Source organism: Aliisedimentitalea scapharcae (assembly GCF_045277565.1).
In the GTDB taxonomy this organism is placed as follows: domain Bacteria; phylum Pseudomonadota; class Alphaproteobacteria; order Rhodobacterales; family Rhodobacteraceae; genus Aliisedimentitalea; species Aliisedimentitalea scapharcae.
In genome coordinates, this window is the sequence record NZ_CP123584.1 from 668,149 (window position 1) to 683,569 (window position 15,421).

Below are 15,421 nucleotides of genomic sequence, written 5' to 3' on the forward strand. Positions count from 1 at the left end.
TGTCGATGCGCCGTAGGGTGCGTGCTTGCACGCACCGTTGGCCTTATTTCAATCCGGGTGTACCATCGAATTTCTTTTCGATGTCGGCCCAGCAATCGATATAGTCATCTTGCAGCGGTGCGTCATTGGCTGCAAATGCGGTGAGATGTTGCGGGAAGCGGGTTTCGAACATGAACGACATGGTGTTTTCCAGCTTTTCCGGCCCCAGGTTCGAATTCGACGCGCCCTCGAACGCATTCTTGTCAGGTCCATGTGGGAGCATCATGTTGTGCAGGCTCATGCCACCAGGAACAAAGCCCTGTGGTTTGGCGTCATACTGGCCGTAGATGTTGCCCATCAGTTCGGACATGATGTTCTTGTGGTACCACGGCGGGCGGAAGGTGTTTTCCGCCACCATCCAGCGGTCCCGGAACAGAACAAAATCGATATTTGCCGTGCCCGGTACACCCGATGGCGCCGTCAACACGGTAAAGATCGATGGATCCGGGTGGTCGAACAGGATCGCACCCACAGGGCAGTACGTTTTGAGGTCATATTTCACGGGTGCATAGTTGCCGTGCCAGGCCACCACATCCAAAGGCGACTGACCAATATCCGTGCGATGGAACTGGCCACACCACTTGACGGTGACAGTCGATGGGACCTCCCGGTCTTCAAACGCCGCCACCGGGGCTTTGAAATCACGCGGATTGGCCATGCAGTTGGCCCCGATCGGCCCGCGACCTGGCAGTTCGAATTTCTGACCGTAGTTTTCACAGACAAACCCACGACAGGGGCCGTCCAGAACTTCGACGCGATACACGAGACCACGCGGAATGATGGCAATTTCCTGTGGCTCCAAATCAATGATCCCCAGCTCGGTCGCAAAGCGCAGGCGGCCTTCCTGTGGGACGACCAGCAGTTCGGAATCAGCGGAGAAAAAGTAATCGTCCACCATCGACTCGGTGACCAGATATACATGGCTGGCCATGCCGACCTGGGTGTTCACGTCCCCTGCGGTGGTCATGGTGCGCATACCGGTCAGCCAGGTTTGGCCACCGTCGGAATGGGCAACCGGATCCCAGCGATACTGGCCCAGGCTGATGACATCCGGATCGACGCAGGGCGCGGATGTCCACAGGGGCAGGTCGATCTTGGTGTATCGATGTGAATGTTTGACCGATGGGCGGATGCGATAGCACCAGGTCCGTTCTGGTGGGTCAGCGGTAAAAGCGGTGCCGCTCAACTGTTCGCCATACAAACCATAGTCGCATTTTTGTGGGCTGTTCATACCCTGGGGCAGGGCGCCGGGCAGAGCCTCGGTTTCGAAATCATTGCCGAACCCGGGCATGTATCCTTCATTCGGACCGGCAAGTGATGGGGCCTGTACCATCCGATGCGGGGCAATTTGAGGTTTCATTTCGCGCGTTCCTTTTACTTACTGCTTGCTTCGGTAATAGTTGATTTTGTAACTAACAAGGGGAAGGAGATCACAATGACCCAAAAAGATGACTTTGCCTTGCGTGAATTTCTGCCGTTTTTACTGAACCAGGCAGCCGAAGAAAGTTCGCTTGCCTTTCAACAGGTTTACAAGGATCGCTATGGGATGTTGCGCACCGAATGGCGGGTCCTGTTTCATCTGGGAATCTATGGTCAGATGACGGCCAAAGAAATTGGTGATCGGGCAAAAATCCATAAAACCAAGATCTCAAGAGCTGTCCACAAGCTGACGCAAAAGCGATTCGTATCACGGACCAGGGATGAATATGACCGCCGGTCCGAACATTTGGCGCTGACTTCGGCCGGAGAAACCGCCTATCGCGATCTGCGGGCTGTGGCCGAAGACTATGATGTGAAACTGGCAGCCCAGTTTACCAAAGGCGAAGTTGCCCTGCTGCGGATGATGTTGAGACGCCTCGCGGGGATGGAATAAACTGTTGCTCTGGCTCTCGAAATTTCCGAATCCAGACCCATATCAAACGTAACATGCGCAAAGGGGCCGAGGATGGTTGCTGAACCAACACTGACATTGGAATCGGCCGGCCGGGCAATGCCGCTGATCTCCTGGCTCATGCAACAGGGGCTTCAAGGTGCGGGCCAACAAGAGATGCTGCAGGGATACTGCCAGCGTCTCGAGGATATGGGGGTGCCCCTGTGGCGCCTGCATCTGGCACAACGTGCGTTTCATCCGAAATTCGGCGGCCTTGGGTTTAGTTGGACCAGGGCGGATGGCCTGTCGCATGAACATTACGAACACCGCGACTCCCCCCGTGACGAATGGGTGCGCAGCCCATTTTATCAAATTCTGACAAATGGCCTTGATGAGTTTCGGGCTGGGTTGGATGTGAACGAGGATTTCAGTGTTTTTCCGCTGCTCGAGGATCTGCGCGGTCAGGGCGCAACAGAGTATTTCGCCACCGGATTGTGGTTTGAAAAGCCGGACGATCGTGAAATCGACCCCAATCATGCGCCCGAAGGGGTTTTGATTTCCTGGACAACTGACCGGTTGGGCGGGTTTGAGGATGACGACCTGAACATCATCCGCGGGAGCCTTCCGTATTTGGGGCTGGCGTTAAAGTCATCGTCAAATCGGCAGATGGCTGCCGACCTGTTACGGGTCTATCTGGGGCGGGACGCGGGAAAACGGGTGCTCTCTGGCGAAATCCAGCGCGGCTCTTCGCAGCGGATTGATGCGGTGATCTGCTATTTTGACCTCAAGGATTTTACCAGCCTTGCCGAGAGCATTCCGGGCACCGAGCTGATCGAGATGTTGAACGATTATTTCGCCTTGGCGGTTGCAACAATCCAGAACCACGGCGGCAATATTCTCAAATTCATGGGCGACGGCATGTTGACCATGTTTGATCTGGGCAGCATCGAAGAGGATGCCACTGCCGCGTTGAATGCGGCATCCGAACTTCAGGTGAAAATCCGTGACCTGAACCGGACGCGCGAGGCCCAGGGGTTGACCACCACCGGCTTTACCCTCGCGTTGCACGCTGGCGAGATTCTCTATGGCAATATTGGTGCCGAAAACCGCCTGGATTTCACCGTCATCGGGCCGACTGTGAACTTGACCTCGCGGATTTCGGGGATGCACCGGTCCGTTGGGCAAAGCATTATTATTTCAGAATACGTGCATCGCGCCGCGCAACCTGCCTCCCATGATCTGGTGTCATTGGGGCGATATATGCTGCGTGGCGTCGCTGCGCCGATCGAATTGTTCACCATCTTCGAAGGGTGACACCCCCGGCGGCGGCTCAGATCTCGATTTCGACGCCGGGCAGGTTCAGGGCTTTCATCATGTCCCGCAATTCCTGACGCGCAGCGATGTTCGAAATGTTCAGCTGCTTGACCCCGATGTCCTTGAGATCCAGCAGGGTCAATCCGCGGGGGAACAATTCGCGGAAGATCACCCGTTCGGAAAATCCGGGCGCGACCCGGAACCCGATGCGTTTGGACAGCATGGTGATGGCGCGTTCCATCTTTTCCTTGTTGACCATACGTTGGGTGCCGACACGGTTGCGCACGACGATCCAGTCGATTGGCTTCAGCCCGGCCTGGGCCCGCAGCTGGCGGGCATTCCACACCATTTCCGAATAGACCGATGGTCCGACGATCTTTTCGCCCATTTGATCGGTATGCGCCAACAAATCGAAATCAACAAAGCTGTCGTTGAGCGGTGTGATCAGGGTGTCGGCCAGCGAATGCGCCACCTGGCTAAGCCGCGTGTGTGATCCGGGGCAATCAATCAGGATAAAATCATTGTCTGGCTCCAACGCGGCCACCGCAGCGGACAGTCGATGGTCATAGATGTTTTCGCCGGGTTGCAAAATGGACGCGTCGATTTCGGGCAGATCGTGGCATTCCACCATCGGCAGGTTCAATCCCGCCTTGTTGGCAAAGTCCTGCCGGTTCTCCAGATAGCGGCCCAGCGACCTTTGACGCAGGTCCAGATCCAGCGCGCTGACCTTGTGTCCCAGACGAACCAATGTGGTTGCGACATGCATGGACACCGTCGATTTCCCTGCGCCGCCCTTTTCGTTGCCGACGACTATGATATGCGCCATTGCCTGCGTTCCCCTGCCAATGCGAAACCCGCACGATTTAGTTGACGCGACTATATGTTGTGTCGCGCTTCAAGAAAAGCGTTTGGATGACGAAAGACGCACGGCCCAATGGATGTCGGGCCATGCATGATTGTTTTTTAACTTTTGCGCGGCTTGGATGGGGGCCGTTTTGGGCGGGCATCACCGCCTTTGGGTGCGCCCCCGCTGGTCTTGCGTGCTTTGTTCTTTTTGCTGCTTGGCTTGCCTTTTGGCGGCTGTGGCCCCTTGAGCGTTGGCCGTTTCAACTGGGTAACGGTCATCTTGGGCTCTTCGACGGGTTGCTCTGTCCGTGGCTTTGGCGCGCTTTTCTTGGCAGCAGAGCGTGGCTTGTCCGAATTGTAATCGGGTTTCTCCGACCAACCTTCGCCCTTGCGGTGTTCTTTCGCGCCATGGGGTTTGGGTTTGCCACCATAGGGTTTGGGCTTGTCGCCGTATGCCTTGGGCTTGTCGCCATACGATTTGGGTTTGTCACCGTATGCCTTGGGTTTGTCACCGCGGGGTTTGGGCTTGTTGCCGAATTTGGCGCGACCGCCCTGTCCCAGGTCAGGGGCCTTGTCCAGACGCTTCAGGACTGCTCCTGGTTCTATTTCACCCTTGTCGCCAATGGCTTCCAGGAATGCCGCGACTGCGGTTTCCTTGATTTCTACAAAGGTTTCGGTGTCCTGCACCCGGATGGCACCAAACACATCGCGATCGGTGTTGCCGGCCTTGCACAGCATGGGCAGATACCGACGCGGTTCGGCTCCGGCGTCGCGTCCACCCGCAATCGAAAACCAGACGCTGGGACCAAATGCGGCCCTGTTGTCCGAACGCTCCGGGCGGGAATCCGCTGCGCTCAGCTCTTCGGGGGCCGAGCGTTGGGCGTGATACAGGCGCAAATAGGCGGCGGCGATCTGTTGGGGCGTAAACTGATCCAACAGGCTCTGAACAACCGGCGTTTCGGCGTCGGTCACGGCGTCGTGCCAGGTGGCGTCTTGCAACATACGCTCTTGATCGCGGGCACGGACATCATCCGCAGATGGTGCTTCGCCGAATTGCGCGTCCAACTTGGCCCACCGCAACAGACGCGTCGCCTTCGAGCGCATCTTGGGGGGGGCGATCAGCGCGCTGACACCCTTGCGCCCGGCGCGTCCTGTCCGGCCGGACCGGTGCAACAAGGTTTCATGGTTGTTGGGTAGCTCGGCGTGGATCACCAGATCCAGCCCCGGCAAATCGATGCCACGCGCCGCGACATCTGTGGCCACACAGACACGAGCACGGCCATCACGCATGGCCTGCAATGCATGGGTCCGTTCCGTCTGGCTCAATTCACCGGACAGCGCAACGACCGAGAATCCGCGGTTGGACAGTCGGGTAGTCAGCCGGTTCACCATGGCGCGGGTGTTGGCAAAAACGATGGCGTTGGGCGCTTCGTAGTACCGCAGTACATTGATGATTGCGTTTTCAGCGTCCTGATGGCCGACATGCATCAGCCGGTATTCGATGTCGGCGTGCTGTTCCTTTTCGGCCACTGTGGTGACACGCTGCGCGTCCTTCTGATAGCTCTGCGCCAGCGCCGCGATACCTTTGGGCACGGTGGCAGAAAACATCAGGGTCCGGCGGGTTTCCGGGGCTTCGCCCAGAATGAACTCAAGATCTTCGCGGAACCCCAGGTCCAGCATTTCGTCAGCTTCGTCCAGAACGACACCGCGCACCTGGCTCAGGTCGATGGTGCCGCGCATGATGTGGTCACGCAAACGGCCCGGCGTGGCGACGACGATATGCGCCCCACGCGCCAGCGCCCGGCGTTCGTCGCGCATGTCCATGCCGCCGACGCAGGATGCGAGCGTTGCGCCCGCATTGGCAAAGAGCCAGGACAATTCGCGTTTGACCTGCAAGGCCAGTTCCCGCGTTGGCGCGATGATCAAGGCCAGCGGCGCGTCCGCAGCTTCGAATTTTTCACCTTCCAGCAACGTCGGTGCCAATGCCAGGCCAAACCCGACTGTCTTGCCCGATCCGGTCTGTGCCGACACCAACAGATCGCGTTCGGTCAGATCTGGGTCGGTCACGGCGGTCTGCACCGGAGTCAGGGTTTCATAACCACGCTGTTGCAGCGCATCGGCAAGGGCTTGTTTCACGACGGAGCGGCTTTCTCGTGGCAAGGCCACGCAGAGGAGGGAGAAGAGAAATCAAAAAAGGCTGCCTCGAACCAAGGCAGCCTTTGGTGTTTTGGTCCGGCTTGGGAAGCTTAGAAGCCCAGGCCTTCGTATTTTTTCTTGAACTTGGACACACGGCCACCGGTGTCCATCAGGCGCGCACCGCCACCGGTCCATGCGGGGTGCACGGATGGGTCGATGTCCAGCGCCATGGTGTCGCCTTCTTTGCCCCAGGTGGAGCGCATTTCCAGCATGGTGCCGTCGGTCATCTTGACGTTGATGACGTGATATTCGGGATGGGTGTCTTTTTTCATGATACCGCTCCTCAGGCTTTCTTGGGCTTGTAGTGTGCGTCTTCGGCGATACGTGCGGATTTACCACGACGTGCACGCAGATAGTACAGCTTGGCACGACGAACACGACCGCGACGAACGACGGTGATGCTGTCGATATTGGTCGAATGCAGCGGGAACACACGTTCTACGCCTTCGCCAAAGGAAATCTTGCGAACGGTGAACGAACCGGCAATGCCGCTGCCGTTTTTACGGCTGATGCAGACACCTTCATAGTTCTGCACACGCGAGCGCGAGCCTTCGGTCACCTTAAAGCCGACGCGAATGGTATCGCCAGCTTTGAAATCGGGGATGTTATGCCCCAGGGCGGCAATCTGTTCCGCCTCCAGTTCTGCGATCAGGTTCATCTGATCATCTCCTAACTGCTTGCGGTTGTTCCGCAAAGGTTTTCGCCGTCCAAGAGCTCTGAGCCTTCATCGGGTCCGCGTGTCGCGCCCGCCAGAGATTAGCCGTCGTTGCTTTCCATTGCTGTTCACGTTGACCAACCGGTCGAAGAAAACCGGGCGTATGTCAAAGCGGAACAGGCCCAGACGACTCAGACGAGTCCCGGACAGGCGGTGTATAGGCAGGTCAGCCGTTTAGATCAAGGGGCGATTGCGGCATCAGCCACAGCGAAAGATAGCGTTCCAAATGCGCGGACGCTGGTCTGTCATTGTGCAGCGCACAAAAGTGCAAGGCGATGGTGTTGATCAGAAAGGCCTGAACACCTTCGGCGAGGATTTCAGGCGACGCATCTGTTCGAAAGACCGAACCGCACAGCCACGGTGTGAGGATCTCGATAAAGCGGCCAAATGTCATGGCGATAGGGCCGATGTCATCCTTTTGGGCAGCCCCTGAATGGCGCAATATTACATCAAAAACATATCGTTCATGCGCCATAAACCGCATCAGAGGGGTTAGCGCCGAAATCAGGTTTTGGAGGGATCCCGGAGCGTCCTGTCCCGCCAGATCATCCAGAATTACGTCGACCCGCGCCCCGATCAGACGATCCATCAGCGCGTCTTTGTCGGGGAAATGGGCAAAGAATGTTCCTTTGGCCACACCTGCGCGGCGCACGACCTCTTCGACACGCAGTGCGCCATAGCCGGTTTCGGAAATCACCTCTTCGGCTGCCGCAACCAAACGGGCGCGGGTTTTGAGCGTGCGGGATTGGAGTGCTTCGGGCATGCGAGGGTTTTTACACAAAATGTGACCGGGGTCAAAAAATATAATTGACCACGGTCAATTTATGGTATTTAAAATGACCGTGGTCAATTATGGAGAACGTGATGACACGAAAACGCATTCTGATTCTGGATGGGCACCCAGCTCGCTCTTCGATTTCCCATCAGTTGGCGCGCACCTATTTTGATGCGGCCAAACAAAATGGACATGACGCCAGAATCGTGGCGCTCCATGATCTGGATTTTGATCCCGACTATGGGTTTGGGGGGTATAAAAACCAAAAACCGCTCGAACCGGATCTTGAATCGTTTCTGGACTCTCTGGAGTGGTGCGAGCATTTCGTCATGACCAGCCCCATGTGGTGGGGTGGGCTGCCAGCGAAACTCAAAGGGTTGATCGACAGGACGTTTTTGCCCGGGCGGACGTTTGATCCCAGGGGCACAGGGTTGCCGAAACCGCTGTTATCGGGGCGCAGCGCCCATGTCATCCTGACCTCGGACAGCCCGTGGTGGTATTTTCGGTTCTTGTTGAACCGTCCGCTGTATTGGCAGCTGAAAAGACAAATCCTTGGGTTTGTCGGCTTCAAACCAGTCAAGGTGATGCATTTTGCACAGGCCAGCCATCCAAAAGACAAAGACGTTGACGCCTGGATGCAGAAAGTCAGCGTAATGGGAACCCGGGCGGCCTAGTCGGGCTTCTTCCTGCTATGGACATCCCACAAGTCTGGGCGCCTTTCCCGGGTGATCTTTTCGCTCATCTCGTGACGCCATTCAGCGACCTTGCCGTGGTGCCCGGACATCAGCACATCGGGGATCGGGCGTCCCTTCCACTCTGCGGGACGGGTGTATTGCGGATGTTCCAGCAAACCGGAGGAAAAGCTTTCCTCTTCGGTCGAAGCCTGGTTGCCCAATACGCCCGGAATCAGTCGCACGGTGGCGTCGATCAGCGCCTGTGCGGCGATTTCACCGCCGGTCATCACAAAATCGCCCAAGGAAACTTCCTGAATGCCATAATGTTCCAGCACCCGTTCATCGACCCCTTCGAACCGGCCACACAACAGCGTCACGCCGTCACAGCGCGCCAGGCCCTGCATCATCTTTTGATCCATCGGGCGGCCGCGCGGTGACAGGTATATGATGGGCCATTGGCCCTGCACACCTGCCATCGTGTGCTCGATGGCATCGCCCAAAACATCTGGACGCAGAACCATGCCCGCACCACCACCGGCAGGGGTGTCATCGACATTGCGATGCTTGCCCACGCCGAATTCCCTCAGATCCACGGTCTCCAACTGCCACAACCCCTGTTGCAGCGCTTTGCCTGTCAGGCTTTCTCCCAGCACGCCGGGAAAGGCGGTTGGGAACAGTGTGATGATCTTGGCCTTCCACACGCCCACCAGATCCGGCGTCGGCGTCATCAGCTCACGCGGTTGAAACGTGGGGCGGATTGCCTTGCGGCCATGGGATTTGGCGGGGGCGTGTGCGGGAGTATGGGGCGTATCGTCGGACATATTCGCCTCTTATCGCGTGCCGGGGCAAAAGGAAACGTCAGCTTTTGGGCAGCCGGGTCCAGCTTTTGCGCAGGAGCTGGCGGCGTAGCCTGTCGGCCTCCCTGTCGCTGACCGTGCTCTGGTTGATGGAGAGCAATTCATCACGCAGATCAGGCGAGCCCTGTACATTGCTCCGGACGGGGAGCGTAAGTGCCTCTACCACATGTGCAGGCAGCCCGAGCAGATCCAAAACCGGATCCAGCGGACCCAGCGGACCTGTCATGTCCTCCAATGCGGTTTCGCGAACTGTAATCGGGTGAATGGCCTGTCGGATGGCTTCGACCTGGCCGGATAAATCTGCGGCCGCGCCATATTGCTTAACGAATGCGTCCAGGGGGATCGTCAGACGCCCGGCGCGCAACAATTGCCAATAACAACTGTCCAGCCAACCGCTGCGCCGCGTGGAGAGATAAAACAGCAATTCAACAGAGGGCCCCATGACTTCGGTTATCGCGGTGCATATCGCCTGCATCAGCGTTGGTGCCGCAGAATAGTCCCGGACCCCATGGCGGCCGACCAGAAATCCGCACAGATCCTCGGTCGAGATCAACATGGGGCGGGGGTCATCTGGGTCACAGGCTTCGAGGACGCTGGCAAATTCCATCAGAAAAACCGCCAGGGTGAGCGGGTCTTTGTCCTTGGAATAGGCTTGGGCCGAACGGGCAGCAGACAGGATGTCGTCGCGAAACACCAGTTGAACATGGGGCGACAACAGGTCGGCCTGTGCAGCCAGTGCAGTTTGAACCGTGGTTGTCGCCGTCTTGTGAAATCCAGGATGAACGACAATCCGACGCATCAGAAAACCCCGTCAGGCGGGTCAATGACAATGCGGCGTTGGTCCAGGTCCACAGTGGGGACCGCAGCCAAAGTGAACGGCAGCAGGACCGCTTCCTTCAGGCCCGGGCCCTGAATATCCAACAGATCCGAAGCGCCGTGGTTGAGCACCTGTTTTACCTGTCCGATCAGCGCGCCACCGGTGTCATACACATCCACGCCGATCAGATCGGCGTGATAGTATTCATCATCCGGCAGAGAGGGGAGCTGATCGCGTCGCGCAAACAGGCGCAATCCCTTGATCGCGTCGCCCTGTTCCTTGGTTTCGACTCCGCCCAGACGGGCAGTGAACCCGCCTTTGACCGCGCGGATCAGATGCAGCGAATAGCTTTGGCTGCCGTCTTCGTTGGTCAGGGGGGAATAGGTTTCGATTTCGTCCGGGATGGCACAGAAACTCTTGATGCGCACTTCGCCACGCACACCATAAGATCCGCTCACGGCGCCAACACAAATAAGGTCACTCATGGTTTCATCTCCGTCGCAGAACTCGGGTCAATCCAAAGAAAGGGGTGCCCGATACGGTGATCTTTCGCAAGATCAGTAAAACAAGTCCGTGACCAAAAGGCCAAGGTTTCGATGGAAGATCTGACAGGGTTTACCGCGTTTCGATCGGCACCGCGGGCAGGCGGTCTTCCCAGCCCTTGGTTTCCAGTTCGGGTGTCAATGCGGTGTCTTCCGGATGACCCAGACAGAAATAGCCAATGAGTTGCCAGGCAGTTGGTACATCCAGATCGGCGTTCAGTTGGGCGGGATCCAGAACAGAAACCCACCCCAGCCCGAGGCCTTCGGCCCGCAGGGCCAGCCAGAACAGGGTGATGGCCGTGACCACGGAATAGCGCCGCATTTCCGGCATGGTGGCAGCGCCCAACCCATGGCCCTTGGCGGTGGCATCGTCGCAGTAGATCGCCAGTTGCACCGGAGCTTCGCGCATGCCGGATAGCTTTAGCCGGCTGTAACGCGCTGCCCTGTCACCAGAATATCCGGTAAGCGCCTGTGCATTGGCCTTTTCAAAATTCTCGAGCGCCGCCGCGCGGGCGGTATCGCTGGTCACGCGGATCACGCGCCAGGGTTCGCTCAACCCCACCGAAGGGGCCAGTCGAAAGGCGTCGAGGCAGCGCGTCAGCACCGCCTCATCCACCGGATCCGTGCGGAACCGGCGCACATCGCGCCGGAGCCGCATCAGCAGATCAAGCTGATCGCGGAATTCATCATCGAATTCAGCGTTCCGCGTCATCCCAATCTTATTCCGCGTCGGCAGAAGCGTCTGCTGCCTTGGCAGCTTTCTCTTCGGCGCGCTCCTGGGCTTTCTTGCCTGGGGTGCCTTTTTTCGGGTTCGAACGCTCGGTCTTTTCGCGCACGCCGGCTGCTTCCAGCATACGGGCGATACGGTCGGTGGGCTGGGCGCCCTGGCTCAGCCAGTACTGGACGCGTTCGATGTCCATTTTCACGCGCTCTTCGCTGTCTTTGGCCAGCAGCGGGTTGTAGGTGCCCAGCTTTTCGATGAAGCGGCCGTCGCGCGGCATGCGGCTGTCGGCCGCCACGATGCGATAGAAGGGACGCTTTTTCGAGCCGCCGCGGGCGAGACGAATTTTCATAGCCATGGGTGTATCTCCTTTAGATGGCGTAAGCAGGCAAGGGCCTGTTATTCTTGGTGTTTCTTGTGGTGTTGGATGACTTCCTGAATGATGAAATTCAGAAAATTCTTGGCGAATTCGGGGTCCAGATCGGCCCGGTTGGCCAGATCTTCGAGCCGCGCGATCTGTGTCGCTTCGCGGCTCGGGTCGGAGGGGGGCAGGTCATGTTCCGCCTTGAGGCGGCCCACGGCCTGGGTGTGTTTGAACCGCTCGCCCAGCGTATAAACCAGGATGGCATCGAGCCGGTCGATGCTTTCGCGGTGTTCTTTCAGCAGCTCGGCTGCGCGGGTCACGGGATCAGTCATGCGGGCCTCTGCACTGCGGCGTAGAAAGGGCGGGAAACGAAAAAACCGGGGGGTGACATGCGTGCACCACGCGTGCACCACCCGTGCACCGCCGCGACGCAGCATCAACACCCGAAAACCGGCGGAACATATCAGTCCATTCAGTCAATGGCCCAGCCTTTCGGTTTGAACAGCGGATCGGCGTAGTGGCTGATTTCCATGTCGATGCCATGCGACAGCTGAGAATCGGTCAGCTGGGCGGGTGAGGGATGGCGATAGACCGCGTCGTTGCCGTCGATGGTCTGGGCGTCATTGTCCTTTTTTGCACCCAGCCGTTCGGCCAACCGGATCGAATCCAGGTTCTTGGGGTCGAGATAGCTGACCGCTGTCTCCCAACCCATCTGGGTGTAGAAATAATTGCGTGCCGCATGGGTCGCTTCGAGCGCATAGCCGTGACCGGCGGCATCGGGCCAGATGATCCAGGCGATTTCACGTTCGGGCCAGGCCGCAGGCATCCAGCCCCCGGCCATGCCATAGGTTTCATCCGTCACCTTGTCGTGGATCATCCACATGCCAAAGCCGCGCACCTGCCAGTGGCCGATTTCGGCGGCATAGAGCATCCAGGCCTCATAGGTGTTCAGCGGCCCGCCCATAAAACGCGAGCGGTAAGAGCTGAACGTGGCCTTGAAGTCCGGGTAATCCTCGGCTTCGGGGCCACGCAGGACCAGACGTTTGGTTTCGATGACGGGGATATTCTTGGGCATCAGGCATAGGCCTCCATGCCGCCGTTGACCACAGCGTCAGGTCCCGGATGGCGCCACACATGGGTGGTGCCAAAGGCCGGGTGTTCGTATTCAGATTCGAATGTCGCGCCGAGGCGTTCGGCCACCCGTTGGCTGGGGGTGTTGGCCGGATCAATCAGGCTGATCGCGGTGGGCCAGCCCAGAATGTCATAGGCATAGGCGCGCGCGGCCAGCGCCGCTTCGGTTGCGTAACCTTTGCCGGTGGCGCCGTTCATCAGGGTCCAACCGATTTCCGATTCGGGCCAGCCTTCGGGCCCCCACAGGCCGACGTGACCGAGGAACGTGCCGGTTTCCTTGTCATCCAGCGCCCAGAAGCCATAGCCGCGCATCACCCAATGGCCCAACAGCATGGCGATGGACCGCCATGTTTCGTCGCGCCGTTTCGGGCCGCCGACAAATTTGGAAGCGTCGGAGGCAAAGAAAGCGGCTTCGGCGTCCAGATCGGCCTCGCAGGGGGCGCGCAGGATCAGGCGTTCGGTTTCCAGCCGGGGGATGTTGATGTCCAATGTCATGCGGCACCTGTTGTCAGGTCAGCCGGGGCCGGGTGGCGGTACACCATTTCGGTCCCGTGGCTGACATTTTCATAGGTGCGTTCGTGCCAGGCACCCAGACGTTCGGCCAGCGCGACGGAGCGGGCGTTGCCCGGAAAGATGTTGCTGGAGAGCGTGTCGAATTCCAGCACCTCATAGGCATAGCGGCGGGCCTCAAGGGCGGCCTCGCGGGCGTACCCTTTGCCTTCGGCGCCTTCGAACATGACCCAGCCCAATTCCGGCTCGGGCCAACCTTCGGGGGCCCAGAGGCCGACAAAACCAACCGGGTCACCATCGCGGGTGTCGACCATCCAGAAGCCAAAGCCGTGCAGCGCCCAATGGCCGATCAGGCTGGCGAACCAGCGCCAGGCGTTGTTGCGGTCCAACGGTCCGCCGAATCCCCACGACCGATCCGCATCCGCAAAAAATGCGGCCACGGTTTCAAAATCCGCTGCAACCGGTGCGCGCAGCACCAGACGGTCGGTTTTGAGGGTGGGGATGTCGAGAGTCAGCATGGAATTATTTCTTTTTCCCGAACCCGCTGAGACCACCGGGCAGACCCATGCCGCCGCCCAGACCGGGCAGGCCGCCGGGCATACCGCGTCCGCCGCCCATCGCCTTGGCCGCGGCCTCCAGCGCCTTGGGGTCCATGCCTGCGGCCATCTCTTCGGGCGAGGGGCCGCCCTTGCCGCCGAACATGCCGGACATGGCCTGTTTCAGCATCTTGCCTTTGCCCATCTTGCCCATCTTTTTCATCACGTCGGACATCTGGCGGTGCATTTTCAGCAATTTGTTCAGGTCGCTGACCTGTTGCCCCGCACCGGCGGCGATGCGTTTTTTGCGGCTGGCCTGGAGCAACGCGGGGTTGGCGCGTTCCTTTTTGGTCATGGATTGGATCAGGGCGATCTGGCGTTGGATGACCTTGTCGTCCATGCCGGCGTCCTGCACCTGTTTGGCCATTTTGCCCATGCCGGGCATCATCGACATCATGCCTTCCATGCCGCCCATCTTGAGCATCTGATCGAGCTGCATTTTCAGGTCATTCATATTGAAATGACCCTTCATCATGCGCTTCATCATGCGTTCGGCCTGTTCGGCCTCGATGGTGTCCTGGGCCTTTTCGACCAGCGCCACGATGTCGCCCATGCCCAGAATCCGACCGGCGATGCGATCGGGCTCAAAGGTTTCGATGGCGTCCATCTTTTCGCCCAGACCGACAAAGCGGATGGGTTTGCCGGTGACCGCGCGCATCGACAGCGCAGCACCGCCGCGCCCGTCGCCGTCCATCCGGGTCAGGACCACGCCGGAGATGCCGATCTTGTCGTCGAATTCCTGGGCGACCTCGACGGCGACCTGACCGGTCAGGCCATCGACCACCAGCAGGGTTTCGCGCGGGTCGACCACATTGCGGACGTCTTCGACCTCCTGCATCAGGATTTCGTCGATGTGCAGGCGCCCGGCGGTGTCGAGCATATAAACGTCGTAGCCACCCAGCGCGGCCTGCTGTTTGGCGCGTTTGGCGATGTCGACGGGTTTCTGGCCCTTGACGATGGGCAGGGTGTCGACGCCGATCTGGGCACCGAGCACGGCCAGCTGGTCCATCGCGGCGGGGCGGTAGATGTCGAGCGAGGCCATCAGGACCTTCTTGCCGTCGCGATCCTTGAGCCGTTTGGCGAGTTTGCCGGTGGTGGTGGTTTTACCGCCGCCCTGCAGGCCGACCATCAGGATCGGCGCGGGTGGGTTGTCGATTTTCAGCTTGCCAGGGTCTTCGTCGCCGCGCAGCGTGTCGACCAGCGCGTCATGCACGATCTTGACGACCTGCTGGCCGGGGGTGACGGATTTGGTGACCGATTGGCCGGTGGCCTGATCCTGGACCTTTTTGATGAATTCACGCGCCACCGGCAGCGAGACGTCGGCCTCGAGCAGGGCAACGCGGACTTCGCGCAGGGCGGTTTTGACGTCTTCTTCGGAGAGGGCGCCCTGTTTGGTCAGGCGATCAAAGACGCCGGAGAGGCGTTCGGATAGATTTTCAAACATGCCTGCGGGC

19 protein-coding genes are annotated in these 15,421 nt (G+C 59.0%); 3 read left to right on the top strand and 16 right to left on the bottom strand.

Annotated elements, in window-relative coordinates:
- Positions 1-43: 43 nt before the first annotated feature.
- Positions 44-1,399, bottom strand: a complete 1,356-nt coding sequence (gene hmgA, locus QEZ52_RS03085) for a homogentisate 1,2-dioxygenase (protein ID WP_406647883.1) — start codon at positions 1,397-1,399, stop codon at positions 44-46.
- Between the two features lie 75 nt (positions 1,400-1,474).
- Between hmgA and QEZ52_RS03090 the strand changes: the two genes are divergently transcribed.
- Positions 1,475-1,912 (top strand): MarR family winged helix-turn-helix transcriptional regulator, encoded by a 438-nt coding sequence (locus QEZ52_RS03090; RefSeq protein WP_406647884.1) that lies wholly within the window; start codon positions 1,475-1,477, stop codon positions 1,910-1,912.
- A gap of 72 nt (positions 1,913-1,984) precedes the next feature.
- The gene (locus QEZ52_RS03095; RefSeq protein ID WP_406647886.1) at positions 1,985-3,223 is read left to right on the top strand and encodes an adenylate/guanylate cyclase domain-containing protein; all 1,239 of its coding nucleotides are present in this window, start codon (positions 1,985-1,987) and stop codon (positions 3,221-3,223) included.
- A gap of 16 nt (positions 3,224-3,239) precedes the next feature.
- Here QEZ52_RS03095 and QEZ52_RS03100 read toward each other — a convergent pair whose 3' ends face one another.
- The 5 genes from QEZ52_RS03100 to QEZ52_RS03120 all read right to left on the bottom strand — a co-directional run bounded on the left by QEZ52_RS03100 (position 3,240) and on the right by QEZ52_RS03120 (position 7,743).
- A complete protein-coding gene (locus QEZ52_RS03100) occupies positions 3,240-4,049 on the bottom strand; it encodes a division plane positioning ATPase MipZ (RefSeq protein WP_406647887.1) in 810 nt (269 codons plus the stop codon).
- Positions 4,050-4,186: 137 nt separating this feature from the next.
- Positions 4,187-6,205, bottom strand: a complete 2,019-nt coding sequence (locus tag QEZ52_RS03105; RefSeq protein WP_406647889.1) for a DEAD/DEAH box helicase — start codon at positions 6,203-6,205, stop codon at positions 4,187-4,189.
- A 110-nt stretch (positions 6,206-6,315) separates the two neighbouring features.
- Positions 6,316-6,537, bottom strand: coding sequence for a 50S ribosomal protein L31 (gene rpmE, locus QEZ52_RS03110; protein WP_406647890.1), 222 nt, complete (start codon positions 6,535-6,537; stop codon positions 6,316-6,318).
- An 11-nt stretch (positions 6,538-6,548) separates the two neighbouring features.
- Positions 6,549-6,923 (bottom strand): 50S ribosomal protein L19, encoded by a 375-nt coding sequence (gene rplS, locus QEZ52_RS03115; protein ID WP_406647891.1) that lies wholly within the window; start codon positions 6,921-6,923, stop codon positions 6,549-6,551.
- Positions 6,924-7,146: 223 nt separating this feature from the next.
- Positions 7,147-7,743, bottom strand: a complete 597-nt coding sequence (locus QEZ52_RS03120; RefSeq protein WP_406647893.1) for a TetR/AcrR family transcriptional regulator — start codon at positions 7,741-7,743, stop codon at positions 7,147-7,149.
- 101 nt (positions 7,744-7,844) lie between these two features.
- On the opposite strand from QEZ52_RS03120, the gene QEZ52_RS03125 reads away from it, so the two are divergent.
- Positions 7,845-8,429, top strand: coding sequence for an NAD(P)H-dependent oxidoreductase (locus QEZ52_RS03125; protein ID WP_406647895.1), 585 nt, complete (start codon positions 7,845-7,847; stop codon positions 8,427-8,429).
- On the opposite strand, the gene trmD is transcribed toward QEZ52_RS03125, so the two are convergent.
- The 10 genes from trmD to ffh form a co-directional block, all read right to left on the bottom strand.
- Entirely contained in the window at positions 8,426-9,250 is an 825-nt protein-coding gene (gene trmD / locus QEZ52_RS03130) for a tRNA (guanosine(37)-N1)-methyltransferase TrmD (protein ID WP_406647897.1), read from the bottom strand. The genes QEZ52_RS03125 and trmD overlap by 4 nt on opposite strands.
- A gap of 37 nt (positions 9,251-9,287) precedes the next feature.
- Positions 9,288-10,085, bottom strand: coding sequence for a hypothetical protein (locus tag QEZ52_RS03135; protein WP_406647898.1), 798 nt, complete (start codon positions 10,083-10,085; stop codon positions 9,288-9,290).
- Complete coding sequence (rimM, locus tag QEZ52_RS03140; RefSeq protein WP_406647899.1) at positions 10,085-10,588, bottom strand: ribosome maturation factor RimM; 504 nt, start codon at positions 10,586-10,588, stop codon at positions 10,085-10,087. Before rimM ends, QEZ52_RS03135 begins: the two co-directional genes overlap by 1 nt.
- A 130-nt stretch (positions 10,589-10,718) precedes the next feature.
- Complete coding sequence (bluB, locus tag QEZ52_RS03145) at positions 10,719-11,357, bottom strand: 5,6-dimethylbenzimidazole synthase (protein WP_406647900.1); 639 nt, start codon at positions 11,355-11,357, stop codon at positions 10,719-10,721.
- A gap of 7 nt (positions 11,358-11,364) precedes the next feature.
- Complete coding sequence (gene rpsP, locus QEZ52_RS03150) at positions 11,365-11,724, bottom strand: 30S ribosomal protein S16 (RefSeq protein WP_406647901.1); 360 nt, start codon at positions 11,722-11,724, stop codon at positions 11,365-11,367.
- 41 nt (positions 11,725-11,765) lie between these two features.
- On the bottom strand, positions 11,766-12,062 hold the full coding sequence (locus tag QEZ52_RS03155; protein ID WP_406647902.1) for a chorismate mutase: 297 nt from the start codon (positions 12,060-12,062) through the stop codon (positions 11,766-11,768).
- 140 nt (positions 12,063-12,202) lie between these two features.
- Entirely contained in the window at positions 12,203-12,805 is a 603-nt protein-coding gene (locus tag QEZ52_RS03160) for a GNAT family N-acetyltransferase (protein ID WP_406647903.1), read from the bottom strand.
- Positions 12,805-13,356: a GNAT family N-acetyltransferase gene (locus tag QEZ52_RS03165; protein ID WP_406647904.1), complete on the bottom strand. Its 552-nt coding sequence runs from the start codon at positions 13,354-13,356 to the stop codon at positions 12,805-12,807. The genes QEZ52_RS03160 and QEZ52_RS03165 overlap by 1 nt, the downstream gene beginning before the upstream one ends.
- Complete coding sequence (locus QEZ52_RS03170) at positions 13,353-13,889, bottom strand: GNAT family N-acetyltransferase (protein ID WP_406647905.1); 537 nt, start codon at positions 13,887-13,889, stop codon at positions 13,353-13,355. The genes QEZ52_RS03165 and QEZ52_RS03170 overlap by 4 nt, the downstream gene beginning before the upstream one ends.
- 4 nt (positions 13,890-13,893) lie before the next feature.
- Positions 13,894-15,411 (bottom strand): signal recognition particle protein, encoded by a 1,518-nt coding sequence (gene ffh / locus QEZ52_RS03175; RefSeq protein ID WP_406647907.1) that lies wholly within the window; start codon positions 15,409-15,411, stop codon positions 13,894-13,896.
- Positions 15,412-15,421: the final 10 nt, after the last annotated feature.